This window comes from Heyndrickxia coagulans 36D1, from assembly GCF_000169195.2.
Lineage (GTDB): Bacteria > Bacillota > Bacilli > Bacillales > Bacillaceae_C > Weizmannia > Weizmannia faecalis.
Genome location: NC_016023.1, coordinates 3,179,379 through 3,194,782 on the forward strand (window position 1 = coordinate 3,179,379; position 15,404 = coordinate 3,194,782).

A 15,404-nucleotide genomic window follows, 5' to 3' on the forward strand; every position below is an offset into this window, starting at 1 on the left:
GATGCATCGCGGAAAAGGAATGAGATTTGTTGGTGATTCCAGAATTAATGCGGACCGCAAACCGAATATTCCTAAGGATTACTCGGAGTATCCCGGTAAAACGGAAGCTTTTTGGCCGAACTTTTTGCTGAAAGAGTGGCTCGTCGGCGCTGTTTTTCTCGTCGGCTTTTTATGTCTCACTGCCGCACACCCGTCGCCGCTTGAACGAATTGCGGACCCGACGGATACGAGTTATATTCCGATGCCGGACTGGTATTTTCTATTCCTGTATGAACTATTAAAGTATACTTATTCTTCCGGCCCGTACCAGGTGATCGGGCTCGCGATCCCGGGCGTTGCTTTTCTTGCACTGCTGTTGGCACCGTTTATTGACCGCGGCCCTAAGCGGCGGCCGCTTGACAGGCCCCTTGCAACCGGGTTTATGCTGCTCGCGGTTTGTGCAATATTCTACCTGACATGGGAAGCGGCGGCCCACCACGATTGGAAAAAAGCGAAAGAGCAGGGGAAAATCGTGAAACAGGTTGCCATTGACAAAAACGCAGAAGGCTATAAAATATTTGCCAAGCAGACGTGTGTGACGTGCCACGGAGAAAATCTCCAGGGCAGTGCGGCAGCCCCTTCTTTAGTCGGCACAGGCTTAAGTGCGGATGAAATCGCAAAAATCGCCAAAAAAGGCAAGGGGAAAATGCCGCCTAACCAATTTAAAGGCTCGGATCAGGATTTGAAAAAACTGGCGGATTATATCGCCGGGCTAAAATCGAAATAAAAGCAAAAAAAGCCGGCAGAAGCCGGCTTTTTTCGTGCTTTCTGTTTTGTTAAAATGAATCTATCTTTTTTGAAATGGGGGAAGACGATGAATGTACCGGCATTGTATGCGGCGCTGGCAGACAGGCGTGTCCTTTGGATGCTTTTTTTAGCCAATGCTGCAGGGACCATTTATGGTTACATTTGGTACGGGTGGCAGCTTCGCGATACGCCGCCTGCGTTTTGGCTGTTTGTCCCGGACAGCCCGACCGCAAGCCTGTTCTTTCTGTTTGTGCTGCTTGCCTTTTTATGGCGGAAACACTGGCCGTATGTGGAGGCACTTGCAATGGTGACGCTTTTTAAATACGGGATTTGGGCGGTTGCGATGAACCTTCTCGTATTGATCGTAAACGGCTCATTGCCACGGCAGGGATATATGCTGATGGCTTCCCATTTGGCAATGGCGATAGAGGGAATATTGTATGCGCCGCTTTACCAATTCAAATGGAAGCATCTTTTGGTTGCGGCGGTATGGACTTTGCACAATGATATTATTGACTACGTTTTTATGCAGTTTCCCCGGTACGAAGATGTATACCGGTATATCCGTGAAATCGGCTATTTTACCTTTTGGCTGAGCATCCTTTCTCTTTTGCTTGCATACCGGTTTGCCGTGCACAAAAGGCGGCTCCGCCTCGAACTTTAAATCGCTTTTTCCGTCGGCAGAAAGCAGGAATCCCCGAAATGGACGCCGGGCTGTTTTTATGGTCTACTCTTGTCCCTCCCTTCATAAGTTAGTAACAGTATGAGGGGGGACAAGGATGAGGAGAAAAGTAGTGATCCTTCTTTGTGTGTTCATGTTAAGTTTTGCCGGAAAAAGTTTTGCAAAAGGTTCGGATGATGCTTTGGCACATTTAAATGACCTAAGCGACGAGGCATTGCAGCTGGCGAAAAACGGGCAATATGCAGAAGCAAAAAATGTGCTGAATGAATTTTCGAAAACATTTTCCAGGCAATCGTTTAAAAATAAACGTTTAACGATGGATGAATTGAGAGTTTTGACCGTCACCCATGATGAAGCGGTAAAGGCGTTGACGAAAGTAAGCGCAGAGCCTGAGGAGAAAGTGGATGCCTGCACGTCATTCCGGCTCGTGGTGGATGCGATCCAATCGAAGTATCAGCCGCTCTGGACGCAGATGGAAGGGCCGGTGATGTCTTCATTTACAGAGGTGCAAAAAGCAGCCGCAACAGGGAAGCGCGAAACGTACAACGAAAAATTAAACCTGTTCCTCAAACAATATGCAGTGATCGAGCCGAGTTTAAGAGTGGATCTGCCGGTTGAAAAAATACAGCGGCTCGATTCGAAAATCGCTTATATTGACCGTTATCGGGACAAGGTGGCAGGCAGCGGGTCCGGAAAAAAGGAGCTGGAGGCGCTCCGGACAGATTTAAAGCAGCTGTTTGAAGCCATGAAGGAAGATGAAGCCGACCCCTCCCTCTGGTGGATTATGATTTCCACCGGCAGCATCATCATTCTTACTTTATCGTATGTCGGATGGAGAAAATACAAAGGGCAAAAAGAAGAGCGTCACGAGACCGATCATATGGATTGACCTTTTGACCTTATTCGGATACAATAAAAGTAAGATTACCATGGAGGGTATGGAGGGTGGCAAATGTCGTTTTTGATTTACTATCTCATTTTGGCGATCATTCCGATCTGGGCCCAGCTGAAGGTAAAAAACACATACAGTAAGTATGAAAAGGTCGCAAATGCATCCGGCATGACAGGCGCCGAGGTGGCAAGGATGATCTTGGACGAAAATGGCTTATACCATGTGAAAGTGCTAGAACATAGCGGCTTTCTTAGCGACCATTACAATCCGATTAACAGAACGGTCAATTTGTCGACTGCCAACTACCACGGGCGTTCGATTGCGGGGGCTGCTGTTGCGGCGCACGAATGCGGACACGCCATTCAGGATAAAGTCAATTACGGGCCGCTCCGTTTCCGTCACCGCCTCGTGCCTGTGGCGAATATCGGCAGCAATGCCTCTTGGATTTTTATTTTGATCGGGATGTTCACGCATGCGACAGGCATGTTCCTGCTCGGGATTATTCTCATGGGGCTTGCCGTGTTGTTTCAGCTTGTGACATTGCCGGTTGAATTCAATGCATCGTCCCGTGCGCTTGCACAAGTCACATCGCTCGGCATTGTCCGCGGCGGGGAAGAAAGGGAAGCGCGCAAAGTGTTATCGGCTGCCGCGCTCACATATGTGGCTGCCGCGGCTGTTGCGGTCATTGAACTGCTGCGTTTAATCCTTATCTTTACCAACTTAAACGGCAATAACAACAATAATTAACAGTACGAAAAGCTTTCCGGGGATGAATCGGCAACCCGGAAAGCTTTTTTTGTCTTGCTGCATGTTCTAGTTTGCATTATAATGAAGAGGTTTGGTTGTTTCCAACCCGTGGTTCGAAACCATCCCACGTAAAAAAACTAAGGAGAGATGCATATGAAACTGAAAACACTCGTCGTCAACGGGATTGTCGCGGCGCTGTATATTGCGGTGACATTTTTTATTCAGCCGCTTGCGTTTATGAACGTCCAGTTCCGTGTTTCTGAAATTTTTAACCATCTCGTTGTGTTTAACAAGAAGTATATGATTGGCATTGTATTAGGCGTTTTTCTCTCAAACTTGTTTTTCTCGCCGATCAAGTATGATATGTTCATCGGCACGGGTCAGTCCGTCCTTGCGCTTGCGATTACCATTTTATCCGCACGGTTTATAAAGGGTGTCTGGGGGCAGATGATCCTTAATTCCATTGCTTTTACGGCCTCCATGTTTATTATCGCATGGGAAATGCAATGGTTTAACGGCGTGCCTTTCTTTTTCGGCTGGCTGACGGCAGGGATCGGTGAACTTGCTGTGATGCTGATTGGTATGCCGGTCATCTACCTGATCAACAAACGCCTGCATTTTGAAAAACAGATTTAAAAAAGAGCTGCCGCGGCAGCTCTTTTTTAATCTTCAATCGGCTGTTTGTTCTCATCGAGTGTAAAGCCTTCCCCGAGCACATCATGGACCTCCATCATCGACACAAAGGCATGGGGGTCAACGGAATGGATAATGCCTTTTAAACGGGACACCTCATGTTTTCCGACGACACAGTACAGCACATCCCGGTCCTGTTTCGTGAACATACCGTGCCCGCGAAAAACCGTAACGCCGCGGTCCATCTGCTTCATAATTTTCTCGGCAATTTCATCATGCTTGTCCGAAATGATAAAAGCGCCTCTTGCCGTATAGGCCCCTTCCTGCAGAAAATCGACAACACGCGAGCCGACAAAAACGGCAACGAGCGTGTACATCGCTTCACGGTAATGCAGATAGGTGATAAGCGACAGCGTAATCACGCATGCGTCGAACATGAACATGGTCCTGCCCATCGCCACGCCTTTATATTTAAACACGAGCCTGGCAATGATATCGACGCCTCCAGATGTCCCCCCGTAGCGGAAGATAATGCCGAGACCGACGCCGATAAATACCCCGGCAAACAGCGCCGCAAGAAACATATCATCGCGAAGCGGAATATGGAAATGTTTCTTCTCAAAAATCCATAAAAAAAGAGAGGAGCCGACCGTCCCGACCAGTGTATAGTAAAACGATTTTTTTCCAAGTAGCTTCCATCCCACAAAAAATACGGGAATATTCAAAATCAGATTGGAGTAAGAGGGGTTGATATGAAATAAATAGTAAAGCAGCAGCGTAATTCCGGTAAAACCGCCTTCCGCCAGATGGTTCTGAATATTAAAATGGACAATGCCAAAGGCAAAGATGCAAGAGCCGAGCAGGATAAAAAAGATGTTTTTCATTTTCAGCATAATCCGTATCCTCCTTCCCCGGTATATATCCGGCGTTCCCATTATAGCGAAAGCGGTACAAAAGGGCAATCAGGCAGAGAGAAAAGCAAATATATGATTTGTAAAATCTGCCGTTTTTGGCTAACATGGAAGAGGATTACAGGATTGGGGGATGAAAATGGCAGAAAACAAATCGATCCGGCAAATGCAAAAAGAAGTCGATGATTATATCAGCCAGTTTGAAGAAGGGTACTTCAGTCCGCTTGCGCTTACAGCAAGGCTGACGGAAGAACTTGGGGAGCTGGCGCGCGAAATCAATCATTATTACGGGGAAAAACCGAAAAAACCGGATGAGAAGCCGAAAACCGTAGCAGAAGAGCTCGGCGATTTGCTGTTTGTCGTCATTTGCATGGCAAATGCTTTACATATTGATTTACAGGAAGCCCATACAATGGTTTTGCAGAAATTTAACACGCGTGATAAAGACAGATGGACGCGAAAAGAGCAGGAGGAGTAATGAAACATGGATGATATTCGGATTATTGTTGCCGGGGCCCGCGGGAAAATGGGGAGCGAGGCGGTCCGGCTGATCGAGCGGACGGAACATTTTAAACTCGTTGGCGTAGTGGACAGGACTTTTGATGGCAAACTGTTCAATGATGTATCCGATTATAACGGCGAACCGGTCCGGGTGTATACCGACCCGGAAGCATGCCTTGAAAATTGCCCGGCGGATGTATGGATTGATTTGACGGTGCCGAAAGCAGGGTTCCTCCATGCGAAAACGGCCCTTGCACATGGTGTCCGCCCGGTTGTCGGGACGACCGGGTTTACCGATGCGGAACTGGAAGAACTAAAGGCCGTTTCCGCACAAAAAGGAATCGGCTGTATCATTGCACCAAATTTTGCAATCGGGGCAGTGCTGATGATGAAATTTGCGCAAATGGCGGCGAAATATTTCCCGGATGTGGAAATCATCGAGCTACACCATGACCGGAAAAAAGATGCCCCGTCCGGCACGAGCGTAAAAACGGCGCAAATGATCTCGGAAGCAAGAAGAAAAAAAACACAGGGGCATCCGGATGAAAAAGAAACATTACAAGGTGCAAGAGGCGCGGATTTTGAAGGCATGCATATCCACAGCGTCCGCCTGCCCGGCCTTGTCGCCCACCAGGAAGTGCTGTTCGGCGGGGACGGCCAGCTGCTTACGATCCGCCATGACTCGATGGATCGCGCCTCTTTCATGTCAGGGGTGAAAGTAGCCGTTGAAACGGTGATGAACCTCAATACATTTGTTTATGGGCTCGAAAATATTTTGGATTAACCGGAAGGAGGAAAGGAAATGGCCGGCAAGGTGGATATTCTCGCTTTCGGGGCCCATGCCGACGATGTCGAAATCGGCATGGCGGCATCTATTGCCAAATGGGCATCAATGGGGAAAAAAATTGCGATATGCGATTTGACAGAAGCGGAGCTGTCTTCGAACGGGACGGTTGAAAACCGCAAAAAAGAGGCGCAAAAATCGGCAGCCTGCCTCGGGGTTAGAGAAAGAGTAACGCTGAAATTGCCGGACCGCGGCCTTTTTATGCAAGCGGACGCTATCCGCGCCGTTACCGGTGTCATCCGGAAGTTTCAGCCGGATGTCGTGTTTGCGCCTTTTCATGAAGACCGCCATCCCGATCACGGTAACTGCGGCAGGCTTACAGAGGAAGCCTTTTTTTCGGCCGGCATCGGGAAATACCGTTCTGAACCGGATCTTCCTTCCCATAAACCGAAACATCTTTATTTTTATATGGTAAACGGTTTTCATCCGCCCGATTTTGTCGTCGATGTCACCAATTTTATGGACAAAAAACTTGAGAGCCTCCATGCCTATGAAAGCCAGTTTTCGATACGGGAAAGAAGTGTCCATACACCGCTTACGGATGGCTATATTGAAGCGGTCACCGCGCGTGAGAGGATGTTCGGGAAAGAGCTCGGGGTGAAATATGCAGAAGGGTTTTTAAGCAAAAAACCGGTTCTTGTGAATTTGGATGTGCTCGACTTATGAAAAAGTTAAAAATCGGGATTACGTGCTATCCGACCGTAGGCGGATCCGGCGTCATTGCAACGGAACTCGGCCAGCTGCTTGCCGAAAACGGCCACGAGATCCATTTTATTACCTCGAGTGTCCCGTTTCGGCTCAATAAAATGTACCCGAATATTTATACCCATCAGGTGGAAGTGAACCAGTACGCCGTCTTTCAATATCCGCCTTATGATATTGCGCTTGCCTCTAAGATCGCAGAAGTGGCGGAAAGGGAAAAGCTGGATGTGCTCCATGTCCATTATGCAATTCCACACGCCATCTGCGCCATTCTCGGCAAAATGATGGCCGGCACCCGGATGAAAATCGTGACCACCCTGCATGGCACGGACATCACTGTGCTCGGGTATGACCCGTCGCTTGTTTCCGCCATCCGGTTCGGGATTGAACAGTCGGATGCAGTAACGGCCGTTTCTGAAGCGCTCGTCCGGCAAACGTACGATTTGATCCGGCCGCAGAAAAACATTTCGACGGTTTATAATTTTGTCGATGAACGCGTATACCGGAAAAGGGAGGCAGGCCATTTAAAACAGGATTACGGCATTTCGGAAAAGGAAAAAGTGCTGATTCACGTTTCCAATTTCCGGGCGGTAAAGCGCGTGCCCGATGTCGTCAAGGCTTTTGCGAAAGTGCGGGCACAAATGCCGGCGAAACTGCTTCTTGTCGGCGACGGGCCGGAAATGACCGTCGTCTCCCGGCTCGTTGCCCAATTCGGTATAGAAAAAGATGTCTTGTTTTTAGGAAAGCAGGACCGGCTCGAGGAGCTGTACGCAATCAGCGACCTGATGCTGCTTTTATCGGAAAAGGAAAGTTTCGGCCTTGTTGCGCTTGAAGCGATGGCGTGCGGTGTCCCGTGCATTGGCACCCGGGTTGGCGGCATTCCGGAAGTCATCACAGACGGGGTGAACGGCTATTTGTGCGCGTTGGGTGATGTGAGCGACGTTGCCCGAAAAGCCGTCCGGCTGCTTGAGGATCCAGGCCTTTATGCTGCATTTTCGAAAGCGTGCGAAAAGACGGTAAAAGAGAAATTTTATTCCCGCAACATTTTGAAACAATACGAACAAATATATGAACAAACGGTAAATGAGGTTGATGGACATGCTCCCGCCATTTCAGACGGCGCTTCCCATTATCCGGACGCTTGAAGACGCAGGGTTCCAAGCTTTTTTTGTCGGGGGCTCGATCCGCGATAGCCTGCTCGGGCGGCCGGTGCACGATGTCGATATTGCCACCTCGGCAAAACCGGAAGAGGTAAAGGCGCTTTTTAAACATACTGTTGACATCGGCATTGAACATGGAACAGTGCTTGTATTATATAAAGGAAACCAGTACGAGATCACGACGTTCCGGACCGAGTCGGCCTATAAAGATTACCGGCGCCCGGAATCGGTTGAATATGTGGACTCATTGCTTGAAGATTTAAAACGGCGCGACTTCACGATGAATGCGATGGCGATGGATAAAAACGGGAAACTGATTGATCCGTTTAGAGGCAGTGAAGCCATCCGGATGAAGCGGATTGAAACGGTCGGATCCCCTGAAGAAAGATTCCGGGAAGACGCGCTCCGGATGATGCGGGCCGCCCGGTTTACAAGTCAGCTCGGTTTTGGTATTGAACCCGGGACGAAGCAGGCCATCAAGCGCCATGCACCGCTTATCCGACATATTGCTGTTGAGCGGATAACCCAGGAATTCATCAAATTGCTGGAAGGAGAGCATCCGTATGAAGCACTTCAACTGCTTCAGGAAACCGGGCTGCTCGGGTTTCTCCCCGGTCTTTGCGGCAGGGAAGCGCAACTTTTTTCCGCCCTGCACCCGGTGTTAAACGAATTGTCAGAACAGCAGCTTTGGGTGTACCTTGTTGCCGCCGCGAACCCGGAAGATGCCAACGCTTTTTTGCGAAAATGGAAACTGCCGAATGAAAAACGGAAAGCCATCGTGCGTACGCTCAGTTTTTTCAGGATGCGCGCCGGGCGAAAGTGGGATCCGCTTATGCTCTACGATGCCGGCGAACAAACGGCATTGGATGCTGAAGCGGTTTTCTGTGCTTTTCGCCGCGAAAACCCGGCGCCCCGCATTTCCGCTCTCCGGCAGGCTTTCCAGAAATTGCCGGTGAAAAACCGCAGCGAGCTGGCAATCGACGGGAAAAAGCTGATGGCGCTTTTTTCGAAAAAAGGCGGCCCGTGGCTGAAAGAAATGCTCCGTGAGATTGAAAAAGCGCTGATAAACGGCGAAATCGAAAACCAATATGAGGCAATCCGGAGGTGGGTTTTGTGCAAATATCCACAAGAGAAAAAATAATAGAATTGCTGACGGAAGCTGGGGACGGCTTTGTATCGGGAGAAACGCTGGCGAAAAAGCTGAACTGCTCGCGGGCGGCGGTTTGGAAGCATATGGAAGAGCTGCGCAAAGAAGGTTTTGAATTGGAAGCGGTTCGGAAAAAAGGCTACCGGATTAAAGGAACGGGCGACAAAGTGACGGAAAATGAAATCCGGTACGGGCTCGGGACAAAACGGCTTGCAAGAAACATTCATTACCGGGAAACGATCGATTCTACCCAGCGGCTTGCGCACCAGCTCGTACAGGAAGGCTGTCCTGATGGCACGCTTGTGATTGCAGAGCAGCAGACGGGAGGAAGGGGCAGGCTCAGGCGGTCCTGGTATTCCCCTAAATATACCGGTATCTGGATGAGTATTGTCCTGCGGCCGGATCTTCCGCCGCAAATGGCGCCCCCGTTTACGCTCATTGCCGCCGTTGCGGTCGCACAGGCAATCGAAGAAACAGCGGGGATTGTGCCGGAGATCAAATGGCCGAATGACCTGTTAATCGGCGGAAAAAAATGCGCAGGGATCCTGACAGAGCTTGAAGCGGACACGGATCGGATCCAGGCGGTGATCACAGGGATCGGGATCAATGTAAACGAAACCGATTTCCCGGACCCCTTAAAATCGATCGCAACATCCCTTTCCCTTGCTTCTGGTAAAAAAGTAAAACGCGCGCTGCTCATTCAGCGCATCCTTGAGAAATTGGAAAAATACGAGGAAATTTATCTCCAAAACGGTTTTGCGCCGCTTAAAATTTTATGGGAAAGCTATGCCAATGTGGCAGGGAAAAAAATCACGGCGCATACGTTAAAAGGGGATATTTCAGGGCGTGCGGTCGGCATCACGGATGACGGCGTGCTCCAGCTTGAAGGGGAAGACGGACAGATGCATGCCATTTACTCCGCAGATATTGAAATCGAACGTTAAAAAATTGACAAAATTTTTGGCCGGATATAGCGCAATCTGGCCATTCCTGCTATAATCAACTTGGGTAGTATCTATTTCGGAACTATACCAATTCAGCTTTTTATACAAAATAGATTCTGCCTTGATCCTTAAACGGACGGGGACAGAGGGCCAAAATGAACAATTGAAACAACAGGGAGCCCGTCTGTCCAGTGACGGGCTCCTTTTTCCAATTGTTTGTTTCCTCTGCACCGGTCAATCCATGACAGGTGAGGAGTGTTGGAAAATGAAACAAACGACGGATTTTGTGAAGATGAAGGCGCAAGAAGAAAAAATTGCAATGGTGACCGCTTATGATTATCCTTCTGCAAAGCTTGCGGAAGAAGCGGGCGTTGACATGATTCTTGTCGGCGATTCACTCGGCATGGTCGTGCTCGGCTATGATTCGACCATTCCGGTGACCGTGGCGGACATGGTCCACCATACGAAAGCGGTCAAACGCGGGGCGAAAAACACTTTTATCGTCACCGATATGCCGTTTATGTCGTACCATTTGAGCCGCGAAGAAACATTAAAAAACGGCGCCCGCATCATTCAGGACGGCGGTGCCCATGCCGTAAAACTGGAGGGCGGGAAAGAAGTCGCGGCTCAAATTGAAGCGCTTACGGAATCAGGCATCCCGGTGATGGCTCATATCGGGCTGACGCCGCAAAAGGTCGGGATTTTCGGCGGCTATAAAGTCCAAGGGAAAACAGCGGAAGCCGCCAAAAAGCTGCTGGAAGATGCGAAAGCGTGCGAGGAGGCCGGCGCTTTTGCTGTCGTCCTGGAATGCGTCCCGCGGCAGCTTTCGGAAGAAGTGACAGCCGCACTTTCCATTCCAACCATCGGAATTGGGGCCGGCCTTGATGTAGACGGGCAGGTCCTTGTATTCCATGACCTGGTAAAATACGGAAGCGAAAAAGTGGCAAAATTTGTGAAGCAATTTGCCGATGCGGATGCCGTGATGCGCGCGGGGCTCCGCCAATACGTACAGGAAGTAAAAAACCGGACGTTCCCCGAAGAAAAGCATACGTACACGATGAAAGAAGAAGAACTGGCAACACTGTACGGGGGGCATGCAAAATGAAAACCGTGCAGGTAATGAGTGTTGCAGAAACGAAGCAGAAAATCCGGACGCTTGTATCCCGGTATAAAAAAGAAGGCAAGTCGATCGGGTTTGTCCCGACGATGGGCTACTTGCATGAAGGCCATCTCGCCCTGGCAAAGCAGGCAAGAAAAGAAAACGATATTGTCATCATGAGTATTTTTGTAAACCCGCTCCAATTCGGGCCGAATGAAGATTTCGACCGATACCCGCGCGATGCGGAAGGGGACCGGCATAAAGCGGAAGCAGCAGGCGTTGATGTATTGTTTATCCCGTCTGTTAAAGAAATGTATCCGCGCGCTTTATCGGTTCAAATGACAGTGACAAAAGGGACGGATGTCCTTTGCGGAAGAAAGCGGCCGGGCCATTTTGACGGCGTGGCGACGGTTCTTTCGAAATTGTTTCACCTCGTTCAGCCGGACCGCGCTTATTTCGGATTGAAAGATGCCCAGCAGGTGGCCGTTGTCGAAAATTTGGTTCGCGATTTGGATTTTCCCATTGACATTGTCCCGTGCCCGATCGTGCGCGAACCGGACGGCCTTGCAAAAAGTTCGAGAAACGTCTATTTATCGGAGGCGGAGCGGAAAGAAGCACCCGAAATATACAAAAGTTTGCAATTGGCAAACAAAGCGGTTGAACAGGGAGAGAGAAACCCGGAAAAAGTGATTTCCCTTGTGAAAGCGCATCTTTCCGCGCATCTGTCCGGGAAAATCGATTACGTAGAATTGTATTCATATCCTGACCTCGAACCGGTCCATGCCATACATGGGCGCTGTATCCTCGCAGTCGCCGTCCAATTTGAAAAAGCACGGCTCATCGACAATATCATTTTTGCAGAATAAACAACATGAGAATAGGAGAGATTGCTTTGCTGCGGACTGTGATGAACGGAAAAATCCACCGGGCAACCGTGACGGAAGCGAATTTAAACTATGTCGGAAGCATCACGATTGATGCGGATTTGCTGGATGCTGCGGGAATGGCGCCCAATGAGAAAGTGCAAATAGTGAACAATTACAACGGGGCGCGATTTGAAACGTACATTATCCCGGGTGAAAGGGGATCCGGTGTCATCTGCCTGAACGGCGCGGCCGCCCGGCTTGCACAACCCGGCGATATTGTGATTATCATTTCGTACGCCCTTTTGACGGAAGAAGAAATGAAAAACCACCATCCGAAAATTGTCCTGCTTGATGCAAAAAACCGAATTGAAAAAATGTTATCGGAAGAACCGGCTTCCACGATTTTGTAAGGTAAAACCGCACCTGCTTTTTCCGGCAGGGCGGTTTTTTAATTTCTGCATCTGCTTGTGGCGAATGATCGATTTTATGTTAAAATAGTACAATATGGAAGAAACGGGGCAATTATTTTTAGTCAGGTGATGTTATGCAGCGCTATGTAGTCGTAGATCTTGAAACAACAGGAAATTCAGCAAAAAAAGGCGATCGCATCATCCAGTTTTCCGCTGTTGTGGTTGAAGGCCGGGAGATAAAAACGCAATTTACAAGCTTCGTTAATCCCGAAAAGCCGGTACCGCCGTTTATTTCGGAATTGACCGGGATCGATAACGGCATGCTTGAAGAAGCGCCGGTATTTTCGGAGATCGCCCCGCGCATTATGGAAATTTTGGAAGACAGCATATTTGTCGCCCACAATGTGCTGTTTGACCTGCCGTTTTTGCAGCAGGAATTAAAGGCTGCGGGGTTTCCGCCGTTTCGCGGGCCGAGCCTTGACACCGTTGAATTTTCGAGAATTGCATTTCCAACTTTGAACAGTTATAAACTGGGGGATCTGGCCGATTCTTTGTCTCTTTATCATGAACGGCCGCACCGGGCGGACAGTGATGCTTTTGTGACGGCAAAGCTGCTTCTTGCCTGCATGGAAAAGTGTGCGTCCCTTCCTGTCGTCACACTTGAACAACTCGTGCCGCTTTCTTATTCCTTGAAAAACGACCTTGCCGGCATTTTTGAGGATATACTGGAAGAGAAACGGCGGCATATCGAGCATTTGCCGCCGGATATGGAAGTATACCGTGGCATTGCATTAAAGCGGAAAATCCTCCCGCCGGATAACGGACCGCGTGAGATTGGCCGTTACCCGCAGGATGCAGTTGAAAAAGAATCCTGGTTTGCGGCTTCAGGTACTGGGATGGAAGCGCGCCCCGCCCAATTTGAAATGATGGACCATGTCCGGGAAGCTTTTTCTGTTGAGGAGCATGTCGCATTAGAAGCAGGCACGGGCATCGGCAAATCCCTTGCCTATCTTGTGCCGGCCGCTTTCCAAGCGATTTCGGAACAGAAACCGGTGTTAATCAGCACGTATACGGTTGCGCTTGAGCACCAGCTTTTAAATAAGGAAATCAAAAGGCTTGAACAGATGCTGAAAACCCCGGTCAGGACCGTGTTGCTAAAGGGGAGGAGCCATTACCTGCATTTGTTTAAGTTTGAACAGTCGTTAAAAGAACCGGACCGGCAGTACGACGCCGTATTTGCCAAAATGCAAATCCTGGTCTGGCTTACCGAAACAGAAAGCGGCGATCTTGACGAGCTTCATTTATCTGGCGGCGGAAAACATTTTTGGCAGCGGATTAAACAGGACGGCTGGCATACGGATAAAAAAGATCCGTGGAAATCGCGGGATTTTTATCTTTACGCCAAAGCCTGCGCAGCCTCTGCTGACATCGCCGTCACGAACCATGCGATGCTGTGCGCGGAACTTGAAAGGGACCAGTCGGTGTTTGACGGATTTCAATACGTCATCATTGATGAAGCCCACCGCCTTGAACAAGCGGCCCGGGAAACGATCGGGAAACGCGCAAGTTACAACCAAATGAAATATATGATGGCAAGGCTCGGCCTGTACGAACAAAAACAACTGTTTTACAAATTGGAAAAAGTGATGGAAAAATACGGGCTAAAAGCCAGCCTGCACGCGTTTGAATGCGATGCAATCCTGCAGGCCCTTGATGCCGAGCTCGATGATTTATTCGGCATGCTCGCTCAAAAAGTGTTGCGCGCGAACCGGGAAACAAATGGTTACCAGAAAATCAAATTAAGAATTAAAAAAGAAAATTGGAAACAAAAAGCATGGCAGGCAGTTCTGCTCTGTACGGAACGGATCAGGGCGTCCATGAAAGAGATTTCACAGGCTTTGGAAGAAAGACTTTCGCAGTTGCTTTCCGAAAAACAGATGAAAGAACAGGCACTCGCATTTATCGAAGAAATGTACAGCTTTTTGGAAGATTGGCGCCTTTTGCGCGACAACCTGGCCATTTTCGCCGGCCAAAACGGCGGGGATGAAAATGTCGTCTGGGTGGAAGGGGATTTGCGCGCCCTCCCGAACAGCCTTGTCATCTATTGCCAGCCGGTGCATGCCGGAGAAATATTGCAAAAAGCTTTTTTTTCGCGAAAAAAGAGCGTTGTGCTTACTTCCGCGACATTGACCGTTGGCGGAAGTTTCCGCTATTTTCTGGACGAGACGGGGCTAGCGCACACCACAAAAACGGTCCGCATTCCGTCGCCTTTCCGGTTCGACAGGCAGGTGCAGTTTATTATCCCGAACGACCTTCCCGATATCGGATCCGTCAGTATAGAAGACTTTGCGGAAAAAATGGCAGGTTATCTGCTTGCCGTTGCGGAGGCCACAAAAGGCAGGATGATGATTTTATTTACATCCTTTGATTTGCTGAAAAACGTGTACCACCTGATGAAAGAAAGCGGAATGCTTGAAGATTATATGTTTATCGCCCAGGGCATATCAAGCGGCAGCCGATCTAGGTTAACGAAAAGCTTTCAAAAATTTGGCAAAGCCATTCTTTTCGGTTTAAGCAGCTTTTGGGAAGGGGTCGACATCCCTGGCGATGACCTTTCCTGCCTTGTGATGGCCCGCCTTCCGTTTTTGCCCCCGGATGAACCGGTTACTGAAGCAAAGTCTGATTATTTCAGGGCAAAGGGGAAAAACCCGTTTTCCGCCTATGCGCTGCCGGAAGCCGTGCTCAGGTTCAAACAAGGGTTTGGCAGGCTTATCCGGACGCGTCATGACCGCGGCATTTTTCTTGTCCTCGACCGGAGGATTGAAACGGCCACATACGGGCCGGCGTTCACAAAGTCTCTGCCGCCGGTCCGCATCAGGCACCTGAATCTGAACGAGACGCTTGAGGTCATTGAAAGCTGGCTGTAAAAAAAGTGCTGCGACAATGCAGCACAAAACAGGGTGGACCGGAAAAATGATCAAATGCATCATTTTTTCATTCATTTTTGCTGTATAATGATGAAGGAAATGATTCTAAGCTTAGGATGGCCTGCATGGGAACTGATATGAATGACAATATCT

At 49.2% G+C, this 15,404-nt stretch carries 16 protein-coding genes and 1 riboswitch; of the genes, 15 read left to right on the forward strand and 1 reads right to left on the reverse strand.

Annotated elements, in window-relative coordinates; genetic code table 11:
• Position 1: 1 nt before the first annotated feature.
• The 5 genes from BCOA_RS32480 (at position 2) to BCOA_RS32500 (ending at position 3,743) form a co-directional block, all read left to right on the forward strand.
• Positions 2-766: a menaquinol-cytochrome c reductase cytochrome b/c subunit gene (locus tag BCOA_RS32480; RefSeq protein WP_014098171.1), complete on the forward strand. Its 765-nt coding sequence runs from the start codon at positions 2-4 to the stop codon at positions 764-766.
• Positions 767-853: 87 nt separating this feature from the next.
• Complete coding sequence (locus BCOA_RS32485; protein ID WP_014098172.1) at positions 854-1,450, forward strand: DUF1405 domain-containing protein; 597 nt, start codon at positions 854-856, stop codon at positions 1,448-1,450.
• Positions 1,451-1,565: 115 nt separating this feature from the next.
• Complete coding sequence (gene ypjB, locus BCOA_RS32490) at positions 1,566-2,357, forward strand: sporulation protein YpjB (RefSeq protein ID WP_014098173.1); 792 nt, start codon at positions 1,566-1,568, stop codon at positions 2,355-2,357.
• Between the two features lie 63 nt (positions 2,358-2,420).
• A complete protein-coding gene (locus BCOA_RS32495) occupies positions 2,421-3,107 on the forward strand; it encodes a zinc metallopeptidase (RefSeq protein WP_014098174.1) in 687 nt (228 codons plus the stop codon).
• 102 nt (positions 3,108-3,209) lie between these two features.
• Positions 3,210-3,254, forward strand: a riboswitch (PreQ1 riboswitch).
• 6 nt (positions 3,255-3,260) lie between these two features.
• Positions 3,261-3,743, forward strand: coding sequence for a QueT transporter family protein (locus BCOA_RS32500; protein WP_014098175.1), 483 nt, complete (start codon positions 3,261-3,263; stop codon positions 3,741-3,743).
• Positions 3,744-3,769: 26 nt separating this feature from the next.
• Here BCOA_RS32500 and BCOA_RS32505 read toward each other — a convergent pair whose 3' ends face one another.
• Positions 3,770-4,633 carry a YitT family protein gene (locus tag BCOA_RS32505; RefSeq protein ID WP_014098176.1) on the reverse strand — a complete coding sequence of 288 codons (864 nt, stop codon included), beginning with the start codon at positions 4,631-4,633 and terminating at the stop codon, positions 3,770-3,772.
• Positions 4,634-4,784: 151 nt separating this feature from the next.
• Between BCOA_RS32505 and BCOA_RS32510 the strand changes: the two genes are divergently transcribed.
• The 10 genes from BCOA_RS32510 to dinG all read left to right on the forward strand — a co-directional run bounded on the left by BCOA_RS32510 (position 4,785) and on the right by dinG (position 15,251).
• Positions 4,785-5,129 carry a nucleotide pyrophosphohydrolase gene (locus BCOA_RS32510; protein ID WP_014098177.1) on the forward strand — a complete coding sequence of 115 codons (345 nt, stop codon included), beginning with the start codon at positions 4,785-4,787 and terminating at the stop codon, positions 5,127-5,129.
• Positions 5,130-5,135: 6 nt separating this feature from the next.
• Entirely contained in the window at positions 5,136-5,936 is an 801-nt protein-coding gene (gene dapB / locus BCOA_RS32515) for a 4-hydroxy-tetrahydrodipicolinate reductase (protein WP_013859487.1), read from the forward strand.
• 18 nt (positions 5,937-5,954) lie between these two features.
• A complete protein-coding gene (gene bshB1, locus BCOA_RS32520; RefSeq protein WP_014098178.1) occupies positions 5,955-6,662 on the forward strand; it encodes a bacillithiol biosynthesis deacetylase BshB1 in 708 nt (235 codons plus the stop codon).
• Positions 6,659-7,843, forward strand: a complete 1,185-nt coding sequence (gene bshA / locus BCOA_RS32525) for an N-acetyl-alpha-D-glucosaminyl L-malate synthase BshA (protein WP_014098179.1) — start codon at positions 6,659-6,661, stop codon at positions 7,841-7,843. The genes bshB1 and bshA overlap by 4 nt, the downstream gene beginning before the upstream one ends.
• Complete coding sequence (locus tag BCOA_RS32530; RefSeq protein WP_014098180.1) at positions 7,797-8,999, forward strand: CCA tRNA nucleotidyltransferase; 1,203 nt, start codon at positions 7,797-7,799, stop codon at positions 8,997-8,999. The genes bshA and BCOA_RS32530 overlap by 47 nt, the downstream gene beginning before the upstream one ends.
• The gene (locus tag BCOA_RS32535; protein ID WP_014098181.1) at positions 8,972-9,949 is read left to right on the forward strand and encodes a biotin--[acetyl-CoA-carboxylase] ligase; all 978 of its coding nucleotides are present in this window, start codon (positions 8,972-8,974) and stop codon (positions 9,947-9,949) included. Before BCOA_RS32530 ends, BCOA_RS32535 begins: the two co-directional genes overlap by 28 nt.
• Positions 9,950-10,214: 265 nt before the next feature.
• Positions 10,215-11,054 (forward strand): 3-methyl-2-oxobutanoate hydroxymethyltransferase, encoded by an 840-nt coding sequence (panB, locus tag BCOA_RS32540; protein ID WP_014098182.1) that lies wholly within the window; start codon positions 10,215-10,217, stop codon positions 11,052-11,054.
• A 14-nt stretch (positions 11,055-11,068) separates the two neighbouring features.
• Positions 11,069-11,914 (forward strand): pantoate--beta-alanine ligase, encoded by an 846-nt coding sequence (gene panC / locus BCOA_RS32545; protein ID WP_041818347.1) that lies wholly within the window; start codon positions 11,069-11,071, stop codon positions 11,912-11,914.
• 26 nt (positions 11,915-11,940) lie between these two features.
• Positions 11,941-12,324, forward strand: coding sequence for an aspartate 1-decarboxylase (gene panD / locus BCOA_RS32550; protein ID WP_014098184.1), 384 nt, complete (start codon positions 11,941-11,943; stop codon positions 12,322-12,324).
• 134 nt (positions 12,325-12,458) lie between these two features.
• Positions 12,459-15,251: an ATP-dependent DNA helicase DinG gene (dinG, locus tag BCOA_RS32555; RefSeq protein ID WP_014098185.1), complete on the forward strand. Its 2,793-nt coding sequence runs from the start codon at positions 12,459-12,461 to the stop codon at positions 15,249-15,251.
• Positions 15,252-15,404 lie beyond the last annotated feature (153 nt).

What these genes read in the sequence shown, in the direction of transcription:
- BCOA_RS32480 (WP_014098171.1), top strand. Translation starts at nt 2, where the DNA reads ATGCATCGCGGAAAAGGAATGAGATTTGTTGGTGATTCCAGAATTAAT.
- BCOA_RS32485 (WP_014098172.1), top strand. Translation starts at nt 854, where the DNA reads ATGAATGTACCGGCATTGTATGCGGCGCTGGCAGACAGGCGTGTCCTT.
- ypjB (WP_014098173.1), top strand. Translation starts at nt 1,566, where the DNA reads ATGAGGAGAAAAGTAGTGATCCTTCTTTGTGTGTTCATGTTAAGTTTT.
- BCOA_RS32495 (WP_014098174.1), top strand. Translation starts at nt 2,421, where the DNA reads ATGTCGTTTTTGATTTACTATCTCATTTTGGCGATCATTCCGATCTGG.
- BCOA_RS32500 (WP_014098175.1), top strand. Translation starts at nt 3,261, where the DNA reads ATGAAACTGAAAACACTCGTCGTCAACGGGATTGTCGCGGCGCTGTAT.
- BCOA_RS32505 (WP_014098176.1), bottom strand. Translation starts at nt 4,633, where the DNA reads ATGCTGAAAATGAAAAACATCTTTTTTATCCTGCTCGGCTCTTGCATC.
- BCOA_RS32510 (WP_014098177.1), top strand. Translation starts at nt 4,785, where the DNA reads ATGAAAATGGCAGAAAACAAATCGATCCGGCAAATGCAAAAAGAAGTC.
- dapB (WP_013859487.1), top strand. Translation starts at nt 5,136, where the DNA reads ATGGATGATATTCGGATTATTGTTGCCGGGGCCCGCGGGAAAATGGGG.
- bshB1 (WP_014098178.1), top strand. Translation starts at nt 5,955, where the DNA reads ATGGCCGGCAAGGTGGATATTCTCGCTTTCGGGGCCCATGCCGACGAT.
- bshA (WP_014098179.1), top strand. Translation starts at nt 6,659, where the DNA reads ATGAAAAAGTTAAAAATCGGGATTACGTGCTATCCGACCGTAGGCGGA.
- BCOA_RS32530 (WP_014098180.1), top strand. Translation starts at nt 7,797, where the DNA reads ATGCTCCCGCCATTTCAGACGGCGCTTCCCATTATCCGGACGCTTGAA.
- panB (WP_014098182.1), top strand. Translation starts at nt 10,215, where the DNA reads ATGAAACAAACGACGGATTTTGTGAAGATGAAGGCGCAAGAAGAAAAA.
- panC (WP_041818347.1), top strand. Translation starts at nt 11,069, where the DNA reads ATGAGTGTTGCAGAAACGAAGCAGAAAATCCGGACGCTTGTATCCCGG.
- dinG (WP_014098185.1), top strand. Translation starts at nt 12,459, where the DNA reads ATGCAGCGCTATGTAGTCGTAGATCTTGAAACAACAGGAAATTCAGCA.